General features: G+C 61.4%; 17 protein-coding genes. 11 read left to right on the forward strand and 6 right to left on the reverse strand.

All coding sequences use genetic code 11. The features are described 5' to 3' along the window. The first annotated feature begins 84 nt into the window (after positions 1–84). The 6 genes from PspR76_RS02750 (at position 85) to PspR76_RS02775 (ending at position 7,315) form a co-directional block, all read left to right on the forward strand. Positions 85–693, forward strand: coding sequence for a YqiA/YcfP family alpha/beta fold hydrolase (locus PspR76_RS02750; protein WP_159953863.1), 609 nt, complete (start codon positions 85–87; stop codon positions 691–693). Between the two features lie 45 nt (positions 694–738). Further along, entirely contained in the window at positions 739–2,643 is a 1,905-nt protein-coding gene (gene parE, locus PspR76_RS02755; protein ID WP_099548087.1) for a DNA topoisomerase IV subunit B, read from the forward strand. Continuing rightward, positions 2,643–3,638, forward strand: coding sequence for an esterase-like activity of phytase family protein (locus PspR76_RS02760; protein WP_159953864.1), 996 nt, complete (start codon positions 2,643–2,645; stop codon positions 3,636–3,638). Before parE ends, PspR76_RS02760 begins: the two co-directional genes overlap by 1 nt. Then, positions 3,635–4,156 carry a retropepsin-like aspartic protease family protein gene (locus PspR76_RS02765; protein WP_159953865.1) on the forward strand — a complete coding sequence of 174 codons (522 nt, stop codon included), beginning with the start codon at positions 3,635–3,637 and terminating at the stop codon, positions 4,154–4,156. Before PspR76_RS02760 ends, PspR76_RS02765 begins: the two co-directional genes overlap by 4 nt. Positions 4,157–4,166: 10 nt before the next feature. Continuing rightward, positions 4,167–6,431, forward strand: a complete 2,265-nt coding sequence (parC, locus tag PspR76_RS02770; RefSeq protein WP_159953866.1) for a DNA topoisomerase IV subunit A — start codon at positions 4,167–4,169, stop codon at positions 6,429–6,431. 176 nt (positions 6,432–6,607) lie between these two features. Further along, positions 6,608–7,315 carry a PqiC family protein gene (locus PspR76_RS02775; RefSeq protein WP_174245585.1) on the forward strand — a complete coding sequence of 236 codons (708 nt, stop codon included), beginning with the start codon at positions 6,608–6,610 and terminating at the stop codon, positions 7,313–7,315. A gap of 378 nt (positions 7,316–7,693) precedes the next feature. On the opposite strand, the gene PspR76_RS02780 is transcribed toward PspR76_RS02775, so the two are convergent. Further along, the gene (locus tag PspR76_RS02780; RefSeq protein ID WP_159953868.1) at positions 7,694–9,229 is read right to left on the reverse strand and encodes an AhpA/YtjB family protein; all 1,536 of its coding nucleotides are present in this window, start codon (positions 9,227–9,229) and stop codon (positions 7,694–7,696) included. A gap of 134 nt (positions 9,230–9,363) precedes the next feature. Here PspR76_RS02780 and serB point away from each other — a divergent pair, with 134 nt between their 5' ends. Continuing rightward, positions 9,364–10,578, forward strand: coding sequence for a phosphoserine phosphatase SerB (serB, locus tag PspR76_RS02785; RefSeq protein ID WP_159953869.1), 1,215 nt, complete (start codon positions 9,364–9,366; stop codon positions 10,576–10,578). 142 nt (positions 10,579–10,720) lie between these two features. Here serB and asd read toward each other — a convergent pair whose 3' ends face one another. The 3 genes from asd to PspR76_RS02800 are packed head-to-tail and all read right to left on the reverse strand — an operon-like array spanning position 10,721 to position 14,007. Further along, positions 10,721–11,581, reverse strand: coding sequence for an archaetidylserine decarboxylase (asd, locus tag PspR76_RS02790; protein ID WP_159953870.1), 861 nt, complete (start codon positions 11,579–11,581; stop codon positions 10,721–10,723). Between the two features lie 17 nt (positions 11,582–11,598). After that, entirely contained in the window at positions 11,599–12,414 is an 816-nt protein-coding gene (gene rhdA / locus PspR76_RS02795) for a thiosulfate sulfurtransferase (RefSeq protein ID WP_159953871.1), read from the reverse strand. A 57-nt stretch (positions 12,415–12,471) separates the two neighbouring features. Beyond that, positions 12,472–14,007: an HDOD domain-containing protein gene (locus PspR76_RS02800; RefSeq protein WP_159953872.1), complete on the reverse strand. Its 1,536-nt coding sequence runs from the start codon at positions 14,005–14,007 to the stop codon at positions 12,472–12,474. 166 nt (positions 14,008–14,173) lie between these two features. Between PspR76_RS02800 and motA the strand changes: the two genes are divergently transcribed. Together motA and motB are read left to right on the forward strand one after the other, a co-directional pair. Beyond that, on the forward strand, positions 14,174–15,025 hold the full coding sequence (gene motA / locus PspR76_RS02805) for a flagellar motor stator protein MotA (protein ID WP_017138472.1): 852 nt from the start codon (positions 14,174–14,176) through the stop codon (positions 15,023–15,025). Positions 15,026–15,028: 3 nt separating this feature from the next. Beyond that, complete coding sequence (gene motB / locus PspR76_RS02810) at positions 15,029–16,057, forward strand: flagellar motor protein MotB (RefSeq protein ID WP_159953873.1); 1,029 nt, start codon at positions 15,029–15,031, stop codon at positions 16,055–16,057. Between the two features lie 195 nt (positions 16,058–16,252). On the opposite strand, the gene rsgA is transcribed toward motB, so the two are convergent. Then, on the reverse strand, positions 16,253–17,284 hold the full coding sequence (gene rsgA / locus PspR76_RS02815; protein WP_003171340.1) for a small ribosomal subunit biogenesis GTPase RsgA: 1,032 nt from the start codon (positions 17,282–17,284) through the stop codon (positions 16,253–16,255). 108 nt (positions 17,285–17,392) lie between these two features. Here rsgA and orn point away from each other — a divergent pair, with 108 nt between their 5' ends. Further along, on the forward strand, positions 17,393–17,935 hold the full coding sequence (gene orn / locus PspR76_RS02820) for an oligoribonuclease (RefSeq protein ID WP_159953874.1): 543 nt from the start codon (positions 17,393–17,395) through the stop codon (positions 17,933–17,935). A 191-nt stretch (positions 17,936–18,126) separates the two neighbouring features. Next, on the forward strand, positions 18,127–18,744 hold the full coding sequence (locus PspR76_RS02825) for a trimeric intracellular cation channel family protein (RefSeq protein WP_174245660.1): 618 nt from the start codon (positions 18,127–18,129) through the stop codon (positions 18,742–18,744). On the opposite strand, the gene queG is transcribed toward PspR76_RS02825, so the two are convergent. Further along, a complete protein-coding gene (gene queG / locus PspR76_RS02830; protein ID WP_159953876.1) occupies positions 18,741–19,805 on the reverse strand; it encodes a tRNA epoxyqueuosine(34) reductase QueG in 1,065 nt (354 codons plus the stop codon). The genes PspR76_RS02825 and queG overlap by 4 nt on opposite strands. Positions 19,806–19,853: the final 48 nt, after the last annotated feature.

The following is a 19,853-nucleotide window of genomic DNA, read 5'->3' on the forward strand; positions in this document are numbered from 1 at the left end:
CTGTGTCCTTTGGATAGAGGGTCTCACACACCACCCCGATCCCTGTAAACTGCGCCTCTTTGGCTGAAGCACGGAGAGCCCGGCATGTCTGCTTCGATCTTGTATATCCACGGCTTCAACAGCGCGCCAGCCTCCAACAAGGCCAGCCAGTTGATCACCGTGATGGACAGCCTCGGCCTGGCCGACCAATTGCGCGTGCCGGCCCTGCATCACCATCCCCGTCAGGCGATTCCTCAATTGGAGGAGGCCATTGAGCAACTGGGGCGGCCGCTGCTGGTCGGAAGCTCACTCGGCGGCTACTATGCAACCCATCTTGCCGAACGCCATGGCCTCAAGGCGCTGTTGGTCAACCCGGCGGTCAGCCCTCATCGGATGTTTGACGGTTACCTGGGCACCCAGAAGAACCTCTACACCGATGAAACCTGGGAATTGACCCACGACCACGTCACGGCACTGGCCGAACTGGAAGTGCCGGCCCCGCAGGACGCCGGGCGTTACCAGGTGTGGTTGCAGACCGGCGATGAAACCCTGGACTATCGCCTCGCCCAGCAGTATTACCGGGCTTGTGCCTTGCGCATCCAGGCGGGTGGCGACCACGGTTACCAAGGTTTCGCCCAGCAATTGCCGGCCATGTTGAGCTTTGCCGGCATTGGCGCAGATCAGTATCAATCCTTCGATTTTTCTTCACTGTAAGAATCGCAGGTCACTTTTTAATCGAACGACTCACGACGAGACCCCATGGCCACTCCCAGCGCTAGCTCTTATAACGCCGACGCCATCGAAGTCCTCTCGGGCCTCGACCCGGTGCGCAAACGCCCCGGCATGTACACCGACACCAGCCGGCCGAACCACCTTGCCCAGGAAGTCATCGACAACAGCGTCGACGAAGCCTTGGCCGGGCACGCCAAGTCGGTGCAGGTCATCCTGCACGCCGACCATTCCCTGGAAGTGTCCGACGATGGTCGCGGCATGCCGGTGGACATACACCCGGAAGAGGGTGTGTCGGGCGTCGAGCTGATCCTCACCAAGCTGCACGCCGGGGGCAAGTTCTCCAACAAGAACTACCAGTTCTCCGGTGGCTTGCACGGTGTGGGCATTTCCGTGGTCAACGCTCTGTCGACCCTGGTGCGGGTCAAGGTCAAGCGCGACGGCAACGAGTACCAGATGACGTTCGCCGATGGCTACAAGGCCACCGACCTGGAAGTGGTCGGCACCGTTGGCAAGCGCAACACCGGCACCAGCGTGTACTTCGCGCCGGACCCGAAATACTTCGATTCGCCCAAATTCTCCATCAGCCGCCTCAAGCACGTGCTCAAGGCCAAGGCCGTGTTGTGCCCGGGCCTGCTCGTCAGCTTTGAAGACAAAGGCACCGGCGAAAAGGTCGAGTGGCATTACGAAGACGGCCTGCGCTCCTACCTGGAAGATTCCGTCAGTGATTTTGAACGCCTGCCCAACGAGCCGTTCTGCGGCAGCCTGGCCGGTAATAAAGAAGCCGTCGACTGGGCGCTGCTGTGGTTGCCGGAAGGTGGCGACAGCGTGCAGGAAAGCTACGTCAACCTGATCCCCACGGCCCAGGGCGGCACCCACGTCAACGGTTTGCGCCAGGGTTTGCTGGATGCCATGCGCGAATTCTGCGAATACCGCAGCCTTTTGCCGCGCGGCGTGAAGCTGGCGCCGGAAGACGTGTGGGAGCGCATCGCGTTCGTGCTGTCGATGAAGATGCAGGAACCGCAATTCTCCGGCCAGACCAAAGAACGCCTCTCGTCCCGTGAGGCGGCGGCGTTTGTTTCCGGTGTGGTCAAGGACGCGTTCAGCCTGTGGCTCAACGAGCATCCGGAACTGGGCCTGGCCCTGGCGGAACTGGCGATCAACAACGCCGGCCGTCGTTTGAAAGCCAGCAAAAAGGTCGAGCGCAAGCGCATCACCCAAGGCCCGGCATTGCCAGGCAAGCTGGCCGATTGCGCCGGGCAAGACCCAATGCGTTCCGAGCTGTTCCTGGTGGAAGGTGACTCCGCCGGTGGTTCCGCCAAGCAAGCGCGGGACAAGGAGTTCCAGGCGATCCTGCCGTTGCGCGGCAAGATCCTCAACACCTGGGAAGTCGATGGCAGCGAAGTCCTCGCCAGCCAGGAAGTGCACAACATCGCCGTGGCCATCGGCGTTGACCCTGGCGCGGCGGACATGAGCCAGCTGCGCTACGGCAAAATCTGCATCCTCGCCGACGCCGACTCCGACGGTTTGCACATCGCTACCTTGCTGTGCGCGCTGTTCGTCCAGCACTTCCGCCCGTTGGTGGATGCCGGCCACGTCTACGTCGCCATGCCGCCGCTGTACCGCATCGACCTGGGCAAAGAGATTTTCTACGCCCTGGACGAAGCCGAGCGCGATGGCATCCTCGACCGCCTCGTCGCCGAGAAAAAACGCGGCAAGCCACAGGTCACGCGATTCAAAGGCCTGGGTGAAATGAACCCGCCGCAGCTGCGCGAAACCACCATGGACCCGAACACGCGGCGCCTGGTGCAGTTGACCCTGGAAGACTTCGCTGGCACCTCGGAAATGATGGACATGCTGCTGGCGAAGAAGCGTGCCCCGGACCGTAAAGCCTGGCTGGAATCCAAAGGCAACCTGGCCGAGGTTCTGGGCTGATGCGCACAGGCTTCGCCCTGGCGATCCTGATGTTGAGCGGGTTGGCGGCCACCTCAGTGGCTGCCGCGCCCGTGGCTGAACTCAAGCTGGTTTCCGAACACCCGGTGGACGGCATGCGCGGCGGCAACCTCTCGGGCCTGGCGCTGTGTGGCAAAGACTTGTGGACGGTTTCAGACCGCGATGACGATCAAATCTATCGCCTGGATATCAGCGCGCCGACCTGGCAAGCCGAAACGGTAAAGATCGACGTGCCACCGGTGCCCGAGTCCGGCTTGCCCTGGGGTTTGCGCTCGCGCACCAAGGCCGCGTCGTTCATTCGTGGTGGCGACCTGGATTTTGAAGGCATCACCTGTGACGCAGCCGGTAACCGTTACATTGTCAGCGAAGCCCACGCGGCCGTGCTGCAAGTGCCGGTGGAGGGCGCGGTGCAGTGGTTGAAGATTGCCCCGAGCATGGTGCGTGAAGCCCGGGCCAGCGGCATGTTGCTGCATTTCAACGCGTTGTTTGAAGGCCTGGCGATTAACCCGCAAGGCAATCAGATTTGGCTGGCGGCCGAGCGTGAGCGGCGTGGCCTGATCTCGATCAAGCGCGGGCAAAGCGTCTGGGATTGCGACGGCCCTTGCGTGTTGTTGAGCGAAGCCGGCCAGGAAGTGCAGCCGGCGCAGTTCACCAATGCCAAGGCGGTGTCCAAGGATTTCGCCGACCTGGTGCTGTTCAACGGCAAGCTGTTTACCCTGGAACGCAATGCGTTCCAGATTTGCCGGCGCGATGCGGTCACGGCCAAAGTCGAGCTGTGCTGGTCGTTTGCCGATGAAACCCTGGCGCCAAACCGGCGTTATGCTCAGCCGTATGGCCTGGCCGAAGCCCTGGTGGTGGATGCCGACGGTGCCTGGTTGGGTATCGACAACAATTTCGGCCCGCGCGCCGATGGTGAAAAACGCCCTGTGGTCTATCGTTTCGCCGCCCCGGCAGGTGGTTGGAGCGCCCAGCCATGAGCGCGCAACCGCCTGGCAAGCGCGCCGGACGTGTATTGATGTTTGTGGCGTGGGGCGCCGGGCTGTTTTTGGCTACGCGGTTTTTTGGGCAGTGGGAGGCGCGTCAGGAAAATCCCAATGCTGTGGTGACCTCGGAGCAACATGAGGGTTACATCGAAGTGAAATTGCTGGGCAATGGCCAGGGGCATTTTGTTGCCAGCGGCCAGATTAACGCTCAGCCGGTGGTGTTTATGCTCGATACCGGGGCGACCGATGTGGCGGTGCCGGCCGAATTGGCCGACCACCTCGGGCTTAAACGTGGCCTGCCGGTGACCTTGAGCACCGCCAACGGCCGTGTTCAGGGCTATCGCACCCACCTCGACCGCCTGAAACTGGGCGATATCGTCCTGCAGGACGTGCGCGCGATAGTCGCGCCGGGCTTGGACGGGGAACAGGTGCTGCTGGGCATGAGTGCATTGAAACAACTTGAATTTACCCAGCGCAGCGGCACATTGCTGCTGCGCCAGACCAAACAATGATGAGGCCCGCATGAGTGACATCCTCGCAGACAGCTTAGATGGCGTAGAACGCCGGTCGCTGGCTGACTTCACCGAAAATGCCTACCTCAACTACTCCATGTACGTGATCATGGACCGTGCCTTGCCGCATATCGGCGACGGCCTGAAGCCTGTACAGCGGCGCATTATCTACGCCATGAGTGAGTTGGGCCTGGACGCAGATTCCAAGCACAAGAAGTCGGCGCGTACCGTCGGTGACGTGCTCGGCAAGTTCCACCCGCACGGCGACTCGGCGTGCTACGAAGCCATGGTGCTGATGGCCCAGCCGTTCAGCTACCGCTACACGCTGGTAGACGGCCAGGGTAACTGGGGTGCACCGGATGATCCCAAGTCCTTCGCCGCAATGCGCTACACCGAAGCGCGCCTGTCGCGCTACTCGGAAGTGCTGCTCAGCGAGTTGGGCCAGGGCACCGCGAACTGGGGTCCTAACTTCGACGGCACGCTGGACGAGCCGCTGGTGTTGCCGGCACGTTTGCCGAATATCCTGCTCAATGGCACCACTGGCATCGCGGTCGGCATGGCCACTGACGTGCCGCCGCATAACCTGCGCGAAGTCGCCGCTGCCTGCGTGCGCTTGCTGGATGAGCCAAAGGCCACGGTCGAACAGCTCTGCGAGCATATTCAGGGGCCGGATTACCCGACCGAAGCGGAAATCATCACGCCGCGCGCCGACCTGCTGAAGATGTACGAAACCGGCAAAGGCTCGGTGCGCATGCGCGCCGTGTACCACATCGAAGACGGTGACATTATTGTCACCGCGCTGCCGCACCAGGTGTCCGGCGCCAAGGTGCTCGAGCAGATCGCCGCACTGATGCAGGCCAAACCGTCGAAACTGCCGCAAGTTGCCGACCTGCGTGACGAGTCCGACCACGAAAACCCGTGCCGCATCGTGATCATCCCGACCAACAGCCGGGTCGACCACGAAGTGCTGATGCAGCACCTGTTTGCCAGCACCGACTTGGAGTCGAGCTACCGGGTCAACGTCAACATCATCGGCCTGGACGGCAAGCCGCAGCTGAAAAACCTGCGCAACTTGCTGGTGGAGTGGCTGGAGTTCCGCGTACAGACCGTGCGCCGCCGCCTGCAATTCCGCCTCGACAAGGTTGAGCGCCGCCTGCACCTGTTGGACGGCTTGCTGATTGCCTACCTCAACCTGGACGAAGTGATCCACATCATTCGTACCGCCGAGCACCCGAAAGCCGAGCTGATCGCGCGTTTCGAGCTGAGCGAGATCCAGGCCGACTACATCCTCGACACCCGTTTGCGTCAGTTGGCGCGACTGGAAGAGATGAAGTTGCGTGATGAGCAGGACGCACTGCTTAAGGAGCAAGCCAAGCTGCAAGCCCTGTTGGGCAGCGAAGCCAAGCTGAAGAAGCTGGTGCGCACTGAGTTGATCAAAGACGCCGAAACCTATGGTGATGACCGTCGGTCGCCAATCGTCGAGCGTGCTGAAGCGAAAGCGCTGACAGAAACCGAGCTGTTGCCTAACGAGAAAATTACCGTCGTTCTGTCGGAAAAGGGTTGGGTTCGTTCCGCCAAGGGGCATGATATTGACGCCACCGGCCTGTCGTACAAGGCCGGTGATGGCTTCAAGACCGCTGCTGCCGGGCGTTCCAACCAGTTTGCGGTGTTTATCGACTCTACCGGGCGCAGTTACTCGGTGCCGGCGCATACCTTGCCTTCAGCACGTGGCCAGGGCGAACCGCTGACCGGTCGACTCACGCCGCCACCGGGGGCGAATTTCGAATGTGTGCTGCTGCCGGACGATGATTCGCTGTATGTGATCGCCTCCGACGCGGGCTACGGCTTCGTGGTCAAGGGTGAAGACCTGCAGGCCAAGAACAAGGCGGGCAAGGCATTGTTGAGTTTGCCGAACAACGCCAAGGTGATCCTGCCGCGTACGGTGGAAGACCGCGAGAGCAACTGGCTGGCGTCGGTGACCACCGAAGGGCGTTTGCTGGTGTTCAAAATCAGTGACTTGCCGCAGCTGGGTAAGGGCAAGGGCAACAAGATTATTGGGATTCCCGGGGAGCGAGTGGCCAGTCGCGAAGAGTACGTGACCGACATCGCGGTGATCCCGGAAGGCTCTACCTTGGTACTCCAGGCCGGCAAACGCACGCTGTCGTTACGCCCCGACGACCTGGAACACTACAAGGGTGAGCGTGGCCGACGCGGTAACAAACTGCCGCGCGGCTTCCAGCGAGTGGACGCTTTGTTGGTCGAAACGCCGGTTTAAAGCGTATTAGAGCCCTCGATCTACGATTTAACCCGTAGATCGGCGCTTTCGCGCTGGAGTCATGGCGCATATTCACGGATGATATGGCCTTTCCAGCGCCGGCGTGGCCGAGCGTGTTTAGGTTATTTTTAGTATTACATTGTGGTTCGCCTTGTGGCAGCCACCTGGATGGGATGATGACTGCTCCACGCCTTCCTCTATTTTTGATGCTCGCTGGCCTTTTGGGGCTGGCGGGTTGCAGCACGCACCAGCCGGTGTCGCTGTACCAGCTGGACAGCGGAAGTCCGGCTCAGCCAGCCCAAACCGCTGGCATGGCTGTGTTGTTGGGTCCGGTAGTGGTTGCTGACTACCTGCAACGCGAAACCCTGCTGCAACGTCAGAACGACGGCAGCTTGCAAGGTTCCACCGATGGCCGTTGGGCAGGCAGTTTGTCGTCCGATATCAACCAGCTGATGTTGCGTCAGGTGGCGGGTCATTTGGACAGCCAGCGCGTGGTGCTGGCGCCTGCGCCAGCCGGGTTCACGCCGGATGTGCAGGTGTTGCTGACCATTACCCGACTCGACTCGGGTGCTTCGCAGCCGGCGATCCTGGATGCACAGTGGCGCTTGATCGACCGCCGTGGCCAGGTGCGCGATAACCGCATCGTGCACCTGCAGGAAGAACACACCGGCACTACCGCGTCCCAGGTCCAGGCCCAAGGTGTGTTGTTGCAGCATCTGGCGCAGCAGTTATCGGTGGCGCTCAAGCCATTGGCTAACCAGCCGTCGGTTGCCGAAGCACCGCGTAAGCAGGCGCCGGCGCAGGCCAAGCCGGCAGCCCCGGAAAAGCCGAAGATGCCGATGGCTACGCCGATTCGTACGGATATGGAAGTGTTCAGGTTCTGATCTGAATAGCGCAAAAACAAAAGGCCCGCTTACTCAGCGGGCCTTTTTGTTGATCGTGTTGATCGTTCCCACGCTCTGCGTGGGAACGCAGTCCGTGACGCTCTGCGTCACCCCTTGCACATGGCTCGGGCCTGGCCGGACGCGGAGCGTCCCAAGAGGCATTCCCACGCAGAGCGTGGGAACGATCAGTGGGTAGTCTTAGGGCTTTGTACGGCTACATCAATCACCCGCTTACTCATTGATCGTTCCCACGCTCTGCGTGGGAATGCAGCCAGTGACGCTCTGCGTCACCCTCGCACATGGCCTGGGCCTGGCGGGACGCGGAGCGTCCCAAGAGGCATTCCCACGCAGAGCGTGGGAACGATCAGCGGGTGGTCTTTAGAGTTTTGTACGGGTCTCATGCATCCGCGCCAACTGGCGTTCCAGCATCGATGGATACGGCTCCATCAACCGCTCCACACAGCTCGCGCCTTCAGGGCTGGCAATCGGGCGGATACGCGCGCGTTGGCGGATCAAGGTGTCTTCACTGATCTTGCGCTCCACCAGCAACAGGTTGCGGCTGTGTTGCGACAAGGCCAGCGCATCCTGGGCGATCTCGGTCAGCAGCAGGTCGATCTGGCTCATGCCGAACAGATCATCGCCCACGGTCAGGCCAAGCTGCAGCTGCAAGGTGATGCCACTGTCGGCCACTTCGATCTGCAGGGCATGGCCCAGGGCGCGCAACAACTCGCCGCAGCAGATCGCGTTGGTCAGATAGTCTTCCCCGCTGTCTTCGCTATGGAACAGCATCAGCGTGCTGCCATCGTTCAGGGTGTGCAGCTCGCTCTGATACAGCGAAGCAGCCTGGTCCAGGCAGTCACGGTAGCGTTCCAGCAGTTCGGTCAAGCGCGCACGCGGCAGGCGGCGCAATTGGTCCTGGGCACCCAGTTGCACGGCCAATACGGCGCTGTGCTGAGGTTCGGTGTTCTTCACCGGTGCAGGCTTTGGCGCAACGGCCGGGGCGGCAGCCGAGGTGTCGCGCAAGTCGGAGAACGGATCTTCATCATCCAGTTCATCTTCCTCGGCCTTGATGATCTGGCGCGTTGCAGGCTTGAGGCCCGCCACCGGCGCGCTTTCGTCAAAGCCCGGGTCACGCAAGTCGCGCACTTCAAACTCGGGTTCGTCTGCGTCGTAGTCGGTGTCGTCGTACTCAGGCTCGGGTTCAACCTCGGGCACTACAGGTTCCGGGGCGAAACTGGCGTGGAGTTGGCGGGCGAGGTCGCCGATCTCATCCTGGCGGTCAGTGGCCGGGGTGTGCTCGTCGATATCGCGCAGCCAGATGCGCAGTTGCATCAACGGCGTGGAGATATGCCGACCCAGGCGCAAACTCAGGGCCAGGGCCAAGGCCAGCAGGATCGCGCTGAGAATGCCCATGCTCTGCAGGCTGATGGTCATCGGCTGCTGGAATTGCTGCATGTCGAGGCTGATGCGCAGTTGGCCGGCCTTCACATCCTGAAACGTGATGTTGCTCTGGTACAGGCCTTCGGCCTCACCCAACAGGCCGTTTTTCGGGCGCTGCCCGGCTTCGGCCATGATCCGGTTGTCCACGCTATAGATAGCGGCGTGAGCCACCAGCGGGTTCTTGGTCAGGTTATTGAGCAGCACGTTGAGGCTGAGGATGTCGTTGGACACCAGCAGCTCAGTCGCCGAGGTGGCGGTCTGAGTGGTCAAGCTCTCGCCCAGGGCGTCGGCTTGCTCGTGCATGGCCTGCTTGAACTGCAAACCCATCACACAGGCGTAGATCACCAAGGCCAGAGCGACCAGGATCACGTTATGGCTGGCGATGCGTAATGCGATCGGTACACGGCGGTGGCGCAGTGCCCGGAAGATCAGCAGGAAGAAGTTATCGGTTTTTACTGGCGTAGGCCGGTTCACTTGAGCTCGGCTCTTTAGTCCGTGAAGTTGACGCGCAGTATAGCGACAGGCCTAGGACCGGCAAAGCGCTGGCTGTGCCCGATGGTCACTGAAAGTGGGTAGAATGCGGTTTTTTTCCAGCCTGGGGGTGCGCTTTGCGCGAAATTGTCCTGATAAACATCACTGGTGTTGACCGCCCGGGTCTCACCGCAGCCATTACCGGTGTTCTGGCCCAGGGTGGTGTGAATATTCTCGACATCGGCCAGGCCGTGATCCACGACACCCTGTCGTTCGGCATCCTGGTGGAAATCCCGAGCACCGAGCAGGCTTCGTCGGTGCTCAAGGACATCCTGTTTACGGCGTATAAGCTCGATCAACAAGTGCGTTTCACGCCGGTGTCCGAAGCCGATTACCAGCATTGGGTGGAAGGCCAGGGAAAAAAACGCCACATCGTCACGCTGCTGACCCGCAAAGTTACCGCCGAACAATTGCAGCGCGTGAGTTCGATCACTGCGCAATACGGTTTGAATATCGACCACATCGACCGTTTGTCGGGTCGCATGCCATTGGACACGCCAGCCGACAAGGGCAAGGGCTGCATTGAGTTCTCGGTGCGCGGCGAGCCGGCTGATCCGCAAGCCCTGCGCGCTGAATTCCTCAGCGTGGCCCAGGAGCTGAATGTCGACATCGCCTTCCAGGAAGATTCGCTGTTCCGTCGCAACCGCCGTCTGGCGGTGTTCGACATGGACTCCACGCTGATCGAAGCCGAAGTCATCGACGAGTTGGCCAAGGCTGCCGGTGTGGGCGAGCAGGTGTCCGAAATCACCGAGCGCGCCATGGCCGGTGAGCTGGATTTTCGTGCGAGCTTCAAGGAGCGCCTGGCGTTGCTCAAAGGCCTGGATGTGAGCGTGCTGGACTTGATCGGTGCGTCGCTGCGCCTGACCGAAGGCGCCGAAACCTTGTTCGCCGAACTCAAGCGCCTGGGCTACAAAACCGCAATCCTGTCAGGTGGCTTCACCTACTTCGCCAAGCAATTGCAGGCCAAGCTGGGCATCGACTATGTGTTCGCCAACGAGCTGGAAGTGGTGGATGGCAAGGTGACCGGCGTGGCGGTGGAGCCGATTGTCGACGCACAGCGCAAGGCCGATCTGCTGAAGGAATTGGCCCACAAGGAAGGCTTGCGTCTGGAGCAGACCATTGCGGTCGGCGACGGCGCCAATGACTTGCCGATGCTGGCGATTGCCGGGTTGGGTGTGGCGTTCCGCGCCAAGCCGTTGGTCAAGCAGTCGGCCAAGCAGGCGATTTCGACCTTGGGGTTGGACGGTGTGTTGTATCTGCTGGGCTTTCGCGACCGCGACGGTCAGCTGTAACACCGTAATCACTGAAAGAGTACGGTCAATGTGGGAGCGGGCTTGCTCGCGAATGCGGTGTAACAGTCAACAGAGATATCGACTGATCTACCGCTTTCGCGAGCAAGCCCGCTCCCACATTTTGATCTTCAATCGGCTTTAATCAGGCTTTAGGCGCGGCGATACCCTGGCCCATCTGCACCGGCGTACCCGCCACCAGTTCTTCAGCCCACTTCACCTGGTCCGGCCCGAACAGCACGATCGCCGTCGAACCCAGCTTGAAGCGGCCCAGCTCGGCACCTTTCTCCAAGTGAATCGGCGCGCGTGCGGCTTCGTCGTAGCGGAAGGTTTTCAGCTCGCGTTTCGGCGGCGTTACCAGCCCGGCCCACACGGTTTCAATCGACGCGACGATCATCGCACCCACCAAAACCACCGCCATCGGGCCGCGTTCGGTGTCGAACAGGCAGACAACACGCTCGTTACGTGCAAACAGCTCCGGCACGTTTTCGGCGGTGGTCTGGTTGACCGAGAAAATCCGCCCCGGCACATACACCATCTCGCGCAGCGTACCGGCCAGCGGCATGTGCACGCGGTGGTAGTCCTTCGGCGACAGGTAGATCGTGGCGAAGTCGCCGCCCATAAACGGTGCAGCCACTGCCGCATCGCCGCCCAGCAGTTCCAGCACGCTGAAGCTGTGGCCCTTGGCCTGGAACACCCGGCCATGTTCAATCGGGCCCAACTGGCTGACGGCACCGTCGGCTGGGCTCAATACCGCGCCTGGGGTTTGATCCAGCGGGCGGGCGCCGTCTTTCAGCGCGCGGGTGAAGAAGGCGTTGAAGTGCTCGTAGGCGGTCAGGTCTTCAACCAGCGCCAGGGACATGTCCACTTGGTAGCGCTTGGCGAACCACGCCGTGAAGGCGTTCTTGAACCAGCGCACGCGGCACTCGGCAATGCAGCCGGCCAAGCGCGAGAGCAAGTGGTGCGGCAGCAAATACTGGCTGAGGATAAACAACTGCTTTTTCATTAACTGTCCTTTAAACCTTAAATCTCAACGGGGGTGTCGGGGTGGTTGCCCCATTCGCCCCAGGAACCGGCATAACCTTTGACTCGCGGATAACCGAGCGCCTTGGCCACCAGGTAGGTGAAGCCAGAGCGGTGGTGAGTCTGGCAGTGGGTGATGATTTCTTTGTCTTTGGTCAGCCCGAGGTCTTCGAGGATCTGCGGCATGTCGCGGCGGATGCGCAGGTTGCGCGCCTTGTCCATGCCGGCGGTCCATTCAAAATTCACGGCGCCGGGGATGTGGCCGCCCTTGGCCGCCAGGACTTTTTCGCCGGAATACTCCAGCGGGCCGCGTGCGTCCCAGATGCCCAGGTCGGCAGCACCAAGACGGCTCTGCAGGTATTCGCGGGTGGCGGTGGGGCCGTCGTGCAAGGTCAGGCTGACCGGGCCGCCGACGGGGGCGGGCACCTCGGTGGACAGTGGGTGGTTACCGTCCAGCCATGCCAGCAGGCCGCCGTCCAGGTAGTGGTATTTCTGGTGGCCGATCACGTCGAGCATCCAGATGAAGCGCCCGGCCCAGCCGCCGCCTTCGTCGTCGTAGACCACGTAGGTCGCGTCCGGGGTGTGGCCCAGTTCGCCGAAGAGTTTTTCCAGGTCGGCCTTGTTCGGCAGCAAACCGGGCGCGGGTGGCTGGCCCAGTTGGGTGCGCTTGGGGTCAACGAAATGCGCGCCGGGGATATGCCCTTCGGCGTAGCGGGCGGCACTGGTGAGGTCCACCAGAATCAGGTGTTCGGCATCCAGTTGACCGAGCAGGTCGCTGGACTCGATCACCAGCGGCAAGCCAGAGAAGTCAGGCATGTGAGGTCTCCTGGGCACAAATGTTGGCGATAAAAGAGGGCGATTGTAGCGCAAGCATCAAGCGCTGCGGTTGGTAAAGCTGTGCAGGGCTTTCTCGATGCATTGAGCGGTTTTGCCGAACGCCTGCACGGTGGTTTCCGAGAACGGCCCGCCGCCCTGGTCGGCGACCATCAGCATCACCACCTTGCCGTTACAGCTCAAGGAGCGTAGCAACAGGTGTTCGCCGGTAAACAGGCGGCGCAGGATCGGCGGCAGCAATGCCGAGAACTGTGCGTGATTGTCCGGCGTGAGGCGAACCTGGGCAGACTTCTCCAGCAGGCGTTGCAGCAGCGTGCTGTTGACCACGTCCAGGCTGAGGTTGGCGGCATCCTTGGGCAAGCCATCGGCTTGATGCACGCGCAAGGTGCTCAGCGCACGGTCGGCCATAAACAGCAAAACCCGCTGCATGCCGCTGGCGACCAAGGCTTCCTTGGCACACGTAGTCAGGTGCATGGCGTTGGCAAAACGGCTCGGCTCCACCAGCAGCTCGGTGCAGCGCTTGCGCCACACGGCCAGCGCTTCGGCAGTGGGCGGCGGTGCCGGCAGCAGGCCGCGATGGATTTTCTGCACATGCCACGGCCAGATCAGCGACAGCGCCGGGTGCCAGAGGTCCGGCATCAAGGTGCTGCGCGCGCTGGTCACCGCTTGCTGGTGAACCTGCTGCTGCACGTCGCCCAGCGGCGCTTGCAGGTACAGCGCGGTGAGGTATTGCCAGCGCTCGGTGTGCGGGCAGGTCCAGGATTCCTGGGCCGACATCGCCAGGCCGTTCGCCAGCAGCACGGTGTTGGCTGGTTGGTTGAGCCAGCGGCGCAGGTTGGGTTCGGCGTCGAGCAATTGCTGGTGGCGCAAGGCGTCGTCTTCGCGGGCGATGTGCAGCGCCTTTACCAGCAGGCGTTGTTCGGTCAGCAGCAGGTTGTAGCCCTGGGAGACCCAGATCGGCAGGTGCCAGGCTTCGGTCAAGCCGAGGCACAGGTCCAGCAGGCGCACACCGAACAATTCCTGCTCGACCTTGCGTGCCGGCTGGCCTTTGTGGATCACCCGCAATTCCCATTCTTCGAGGAGCTTGGGATAGGCGACGGCCATCGGCCACAGTGGCGACAGAAACAGCAGGCTGCCCCAGTGAATGTCCTGCCACAACCGCGCGAGGCGGCTGGCGAACAAACCGTTGGCTTGCTGGGATGCGTGTTGGCTCACCAGCAGCAATTGGCGCAGGGCTACCGGGATGTCTTTTTCCGGCACCGAGGGCAGGCGCGCCAGCAACTCTTCGGCGCGTTTGAGGCCCAGGCGGTTCAGCGCCACTTCAAGGTTTTCCGCCGGTTCGGCCATGCTGCCGTGGGTGTGGCTGTTGGCCTCACGCATCACGCTGAGCACCAGCGCCGGGCTGTTTTGCATCAGCTCGGCAATATCTCGCAATGAACTGCGGCTATCGCGAATGGCTTTGCACACACGCTCGTGGCTGGCCTGGGGAACGGGCAGCAGCACCTCGTCCAGGCGCTTGATCCAAGCGGCGAGTGTGGTGGGTTTTGTCGTTGGAACTGTCGTTTCATTAGCCATGATTGGGGCGCGATCATCACTTGCATTCAACACGCCCGGAACGGGCCGAATTGGCTTTTCGCCTTAACGGGCTATAGTCTGGCGCAGTTTTGCCGATAAGTAGAACAAGAGTTTTCAGCTTCACCCAATATGTCCATGAACCCGACGGCGCAAGTACCAATCTCCTATGGCTAAAATTATCGGCATCATCGTCGTCATCGCAAGTGTGCTCGGTGGGTACGTCCTGTCCCACGGTAAAATTGCCGCGTTGATCCAGCCCTTCGAAGTGCTGATTATCGGCGGTGCCGCGTTTGGCGCATTCCTGCAGGCCAACCCCGGCTACATGACCATGCACGTGATCAAGAAGTCGCTGGGCATGTTCAGCTCGCGCTTCTCCCACACCTTCTATTTGGAAGTGCTGGGGCTGATCTACGAGATCCTCAACAAGAGCCGCCGCGAAGGCATGATGGCCATCGAAGGCGACATCGAAGACGCCGCCGCCAGCCCGATTTTCGCCAAGTACCCGGCAGTGCTCAAAGATGAGCGCATGACCGCCTACATCTGTGATTACCTGCGCATCATGTCCTCCGGCAACATGGCGCCGCACGAGCTGGAAGGCTTGTTCGACATGGAGCTGTTCAGCCTTAAAGAAGAGCTGGAACACCCATCCCACGCGGTGACCGGCGTTGCCGACGGCATGCCCGGTTTCGGTATCGTAGCGGCGGTACTCGGTATCGTGGTGACCATGGCGTCCCTGGGCGAAGGCGACCAGAAGGCCATCGGCATGCACGTAGGTGCGGCACTGGTAGGTACCTTCTTCGGTATTCTCGCCGCCTACGGTTTCTTCGGCCCGCTGGCGACTTCCCTGGCCCACGATGCCAAGGAAGAAGTGAACCTGTACGAAGCGATCAAGGCGTGCCTGGTGGCTTCGGCATCCGGCATGCCGCCGTCGCTGGCGGTGGAGTTCGGGCGCAAGGTGCTGTACCCGAAACATCGCCCGAGTTTTGCCGAGCTGGAACAAGCGGTTCGCGGTCGCTAAGTCATGGAAAACAACCAGCCGATAATCATCAAGCGCGTCAAGCGCTTCGCTGCGGGGCACCATGGCGGCGCCTGGAAAATCGCCTTCGCCGACTTTGCGACGGCGATGATGGCGTTCTTCCTGGTGCTGTGGCTGATGTCCACCGCCACGCCCGAACAGAAGATCGCCATCGCCGGTTACTTCAAAGACCCGATTGGCTTTTCGGAAAGCGGCACCCCGTTTGTGATCGACCTGGGCGGCTCGCCGCAGCTGGCGCCTGAGCGCACCATCAACCCCGAGGTCAAGACTGAAGCACCGCAGGAAAAAATTCCGATTGAGCGCGACACCGTCGAGGCCATGGCCGAGCAGGTCGAGCAAGAGCGCCTGGAGCTGTTGCTGCAGGAGCTGCAGACCAAGGTTGAAGAGAACCCGCAGTTGCTGAAATTCAAGGACCAGATTTCCTTCGAAATCACCCCGGAAGGCCTGCGCATCCAGATCACCGACGCCGCCAACCGGCCGATGTTCGATTCCGGCAGCGCGCGCTTGAAGCCGTACTTTGAGGACATCCTGCTGGCCATGGCCGACACCATCAAGGCGGTGCCGAACAAGATCAGCATCAGCGGCCACACCGACGCCAAGCCGTATGCGGGCCAGGGCGACTTCGGCAACTGGGAGCTTTCCGCCAACCGCGCCAACGCTGCCCGCCGTGCGCTGGTCGCGGGCAGCTATCCGGACCCGCAAGTGGCCCGCGTGGTGGGTTTTGCGTCCTCGCAGCTGTTTGATCCCAAGGATCCGTTCAACCCGATCAACCGTCGTATCGATATCGTCGTGCTGACCAAAAAAGCCCAGCGCGCGATTGAAGGCGATCAAGGCGCAGCGCCGACGGCACCGACCCAAGGCGAAGGCGCGCCAGGCGAAGTGCCGGCCGACCCGAACGCCATCCCGCCAGGGCAGGAACCGCTGCCGGCGCATGAGCTGCGACAGAAGCTGAACCTGTTTGATGACGGTGGGGTGAAAGATCCGACGGCGCCTGCGCCAGCGCCCGCGTCGTAATCCAGATACAAAAAGGCCGCGATGATCGCGGCCTTTTTGTAGGTGCTCTGTAGAAATGAACTCACTTCATCCCACTACAACGCGTAGCAGGGGATTAGATCCCTACTACGCCGCTGGATCGACTCAGAGAGGATCCAGACTCCTGCCAGCTTGTGCTGGATACAGAGTGATTATGTACGCCGTGAATGACTGCAATCAATAACTGCTCTCCGGCAAGCTCGCAATAATCGACCGATAGCTGTTCATCCGCTGCTGCTGCACGCGGCCGTCTTCCAGGGCCTTGAGCAACGCACAGCCCGGCTCGCGGTCGTGTTTGCAGTCGCGGAAGCGGCAGGTGCCGATCAGGTCGTTGAACTCGATGAAGCCCGCTTCCACGTCGCTGCGGCTGACGTGGCCGAGGCCGAATTCGCGGATGCCTGGGGAGTCGATCAACTCACCGCCGCCGGGGAAGTGGAACAGCCGCGCGGTGGTGGTGGTGTGGGTGCCCTGGCCAGACAGCTCCGACAGCGGGCCGACGCGGGTATCGACTTCCGGCAGCAGGCTGTTGACCAGCGACGACTTGCCCACGCCCGACTGGCCGACGAACACGCTGATGCGCCCGTCCAACTGCTGTTGCAGCTGTTCCATGCCGTTGCCGTGATGCGCTGAAACTTCCAGCACCGGGTAACCCAGTGTGCGGTACACCGCCAGCAGCGCGTTGAGCGCCGGGGCGTTCTGCTCGTCGATCAGGTCGAATTTGTTCAGCAGCAACAGTGGGCGAATGCCCGCATGCTCGGCTGCGACCAGGTAGCGGTCGATCAGGTTGGCATGCGGCTCTGGCAGCGGTGCGAACACGATCACGATCATGTCGACGTTGGCCGCCACCGGCTTGAGCTGGCCGCGGCTGTCGGGGCGGCGCAATTCGGTGGTACGCGGCAACTGGGCGACGATCACGCCGATGCCCTGGTTGCCGGCACGCCACACCACCTTGTCGCCGGTGACCAGCGCAGGCAGGTTGGCGCGCAAGTGGCAACGGGAAACAGAGCCTGCGAGTTCGCCTTCGAGCGCCTCGACTTCGACCTGCACACCAAAGTGCGCGATCACCAGGCCCGTTTGTTCGGGGCCCAGGTCGCCGCCCTCGAGCGCTTCCACGGCGGAGGATTCACGTTTGGCGGCGCGAGCGGCGCGTTCACCTTGAATCTTTTCGATGCGCCAGTTTTGGCGACGGTTGAGCTGGCGTTTGGCCATTGGTGTTCCGTGTCGATAATGCAAAGGTTGGGTAAAACGGTCGCGAGTCTAGCACGGCCCCGCCTGCTAAACTGCGCAGCTAAGCCAAGGTGCCAAGAGAATCAAGCCATGCAAAACCCACAGAACCTGATTTGGATCGATCTGGAAATGACCGGTCTGAACCCCGACACCGACGTCATCATCGAGATGGCGACGATTGTCACCGACAGCAACCTCAACACCTTGGCCGAAGGTCCGGTGATCGCCATTCACCACAGCGACGCCGTACTCGCCACCATGGACGAGTGGAACACCCGCACCCACGGCAACTCCGGCCTGACCCAGCGCGTGCGCGACAGCCGCATCAGCATGGCTGACGCCGAAGCTGAAACCATCGCCTTCCTGGAAAAGTGGGTGCCCAAGGGCAAGTCGCCGATCTGTGGCAACAGCATTTGCCAGGATCGCCGCTTCCTTTATACGCACATGAAGGCGCTGGAAAGCTACTTCCACTATCGAAACCTGGATGTGTCCACTTTGAAAGAGCTGGCTGCACGTTGGGCGCCGGAAGTTAAAGACAGCTTCCATAAGGGCAGCACCCATTTGGCGCTGGATGATATTCGCGAATCGATTGCTGAGTTGCAGCATTACCGCAAGCATTTCATCAAGGCTTGAAGATGTAGTGCCTGAGCCGACGCCTTCGCGAGCAAGCCCGCTCCCACATTTAACCGATTTCCACCTTTGGAATGCAGTCGAATGTGGGAGCGGGCTTGCTCGCGAAGGGCGCGCCTCGGTCTTTCGCCAAACGCCCCCTTTTGGTGCCATCACCAAATGATTAGACTGCGCGCCTCTTTGCAAGGATCGCCATCATGCTGTTGATGCTCTACCTCATCGCCATCACCGCCGAAGCCATGACCGGCGCCCTGTCCGCCGGGCGGCGCGGTATGGACTGGTTTGGCGTGGTGCTGATTGCCTGCGTCACCGCCCTGGGCGGTGGTTCGGTGCGCGATGTGCTGTTGGGGCATTACCCGCTGACGTGGGTCAAGCACCCGGAATACCTGGTGCTGACCTCCATCGCGGCATTGGTGACGATCTTTATCGCGCCGTTGATGCGCCACCTGCGCTCGCTGTTCTTGGCGCTCGATGCCGTCGGCCTGGTGGCGTTCACCTTGATCGGCTGCATGACCGCGCTGGAAATGGGCCACGGCATGTTGGTGGCATCGGTCAGCGGCGTGATCACCGGGGTGTTCGGCGGCATCCTGCGAGATATTTTCTGCAACGACATCCCGCTGATCTTCCGCCGTGAGCTGTATGCCAGCGTGTCGTTCCTGGCCGCGTGGTTCTACATGCTGTGCCTTTACCTTGCGCTGCCGAGCGAGCAAGCGATTCTGCTGACGTTGTTCAGTGGCTTTCTACTGCGTCTGCTGGCGATTCGTTTTCACTGGGAAATGCCCAAGTTCGTCTACAACGACGACGTGCACTAACGCGTAGCGTGCCTGTTGAGCGCCCACTCCACGTGTTCGCGCACCAGTTCCGAGGGGTAATCCCGGCGCGCCTTCAAGGCTTCCAGCACCGGAATACTCGACGGCGCATTGCCCAGCCCGACCGCCAAATTGCGCAGCCAGCGCTCATAACCGGCGCGGCGTAGGGGCGAGCCTTCGGTGCTGCTGAGGAATTTATCCTCGTCCCACATAAACAGTTCGGCCAGCTCAGCGTTATCCAGATTATGCCGTGGCTTGAAATCGCCCTCAGTGGTGGCGCGGGCGAAACGATTCCACGGGCAAACGATCTGACAGTCATCGCAACCGAACACGCGATTGCCGATCAGCGGGCGCAAGTCTTCTGGGATGGCGCTCTTGAGTTCGATGGTGAGGTAGGAAATGCAGCGTCGCGCGTCCAGTACATAGGGGCCGACGAAGGCATTGGTGGGGCAAATGTCCAAACACGCGGTGCAGCGGCCGCAGTGCTCGGTGCTGTGCGGGGCGTCGACCGGCAACGGCAAATCGACAAACAGCTCGCTCAAAAAGAAGTAGCTGCCGGCCTTGCGATTGAGCACCAGGGTGTTTTTGCCGATCCAGCCGAGACCGGCCTGTTCGGCGATGGCTTTTTCCAGCACCGGCGCGCTGTCGACAAAGGCGCGAAAGCCAAACGGGCCGATCTGCGCCTGAATGCGGTCGGCCAGTTGCTGCACGCGCTTGCGGATCAGCTTGTGGTAGTCGCGGCCGAGGGCGTAACGGGATATGTAGGCTTTTTCTGGCTTGGCCAGCAATTGCGCCATTTGGGTGTCGCCAGGCAGATAGTCCATGCGCAGCGACACCACACGCAGCGTGCCCGGCACCAGTTCGTCGGGGTGCGAGCGTTTGCTGCCATGGGCGGCCATGTAATCCATCTCGCCGTGGTAGCCCGCGTCGAGCCAGCGTTGCAGATGCTGCTCATGCTCGGCCAGGTCCAGGCCGCTGATGCCGACTTGTTGAAAGCCCAGCTCGCGGCCCCAGTCTTTGATCGATTGGGCGAGGGCGGGCAGATCGGTGGTGATGGCAGGCATGAGACAAGGGAAACCGCAGGTTAGATAGGTATAATTCTGCCAGACATC

Source organism: Pseudomonas sp. R76 (assembly GCF_009834565.1).
Classification (GTDB): domain Bacteria; phylum Pseudomonadota; class Gammaproteobacteria; order Pseudomonadales; family Pseudomonadaceae; genus Aquipseudomonas.

Bases quoted from the DNA above. Each gene is read 5' to 3' on its own strand.
- PspR76_RS02750 (WP_159953863.1), top strand. From the start codon at position 85: ATGTCTGCTTCGATCTTGTATATCCACGGCTTCAACAGCGCGCCAGCC.
- parE (WP_099548087.1), top strand. From the start codon at position 739: ATGGCCACTCCCAGCGCTAGCTCTTATAACGCCGACGCCATCGAAGTC.
- PspR76_RS02760 (WP_159953864.1), top strand. From the start codon at position 2,643: ATGCGCACAGGCTTCGCCCTGGCGATCCTGATGTTGAGCGGGTTGGCG.
- PspR76_RS02765 (WP_159953865.1), top strand. From the start codon at position 3,635: ATGAGCGCGCAACCGCCTGGCAAGCGCGCCGGACGTGTATTGATGTTT.
- parC (WP_159953866.1), top strand. From the start codon at position 4,167: ATGAGTGACATCCTCGCAGACAGCTTAGATGGCGTAGAACGCCGGTCG.
- PspR76_RS02775 (WP_174245585.1), top strand. From the start codon at position 6,608: ATGACTGCTCCACGCCTTCCTCTATTTTTGATGCTCGCTGGCCTTTTG.
- asd (WP_159953870.1), bottom strand. From the start codon at position 11,581: ATGAAAAAGCAGTTGTTTATCCTCAGCCAGTATTTGCTGCCGCACCAC.
- rhdA (WP_159953871.1), bottom strand. From the start codon at position 12,414: ATGCCTGACTTCTCTGGCTTGCCGCTGGTGATCGAGTCCAGCGACCTG.
- PspR76_RS02800 (WP_159953872.1), bottom strand. From the start codon at position 14,007: ATGGCTAATGAAACGACAGTTCCAACGACAAAACCCACCACACTCGCC.
- motA (WP_017138472.1), top strand. From the start codon at position 14,174: ATGGCTAAAATTATCGGCATCATCGTCGTCATCGCAAGTGTGCTCGGT.
- motB (WP_159953873.1), top strand. From the start codon at position 15,029: ATGGAAAACAACCAGCCGATAATCATCAAGCGCGTCAAGCGCTTCGCT.
- rsgA (WP_003171340.1), bottom strand. From the start codon at position 17,284: ATGGCCAAACGCCAGCTCAACCGTCGCCAAAACTGGCGCATCGAAAAG.
- orn (WP_159953874.1), top strand. From the start codon at position 17,393: ATGCAAAACCCACAGAACCTGATTTGGATCGATCTGGAAATGACCGGT.
- queG (WP_159953876.1), bottom strand. From the start codon at position 19,805: ATGCCTGCCATCACCACCGATCTGCCCGCCCTCGCCCAATCGATCAAA.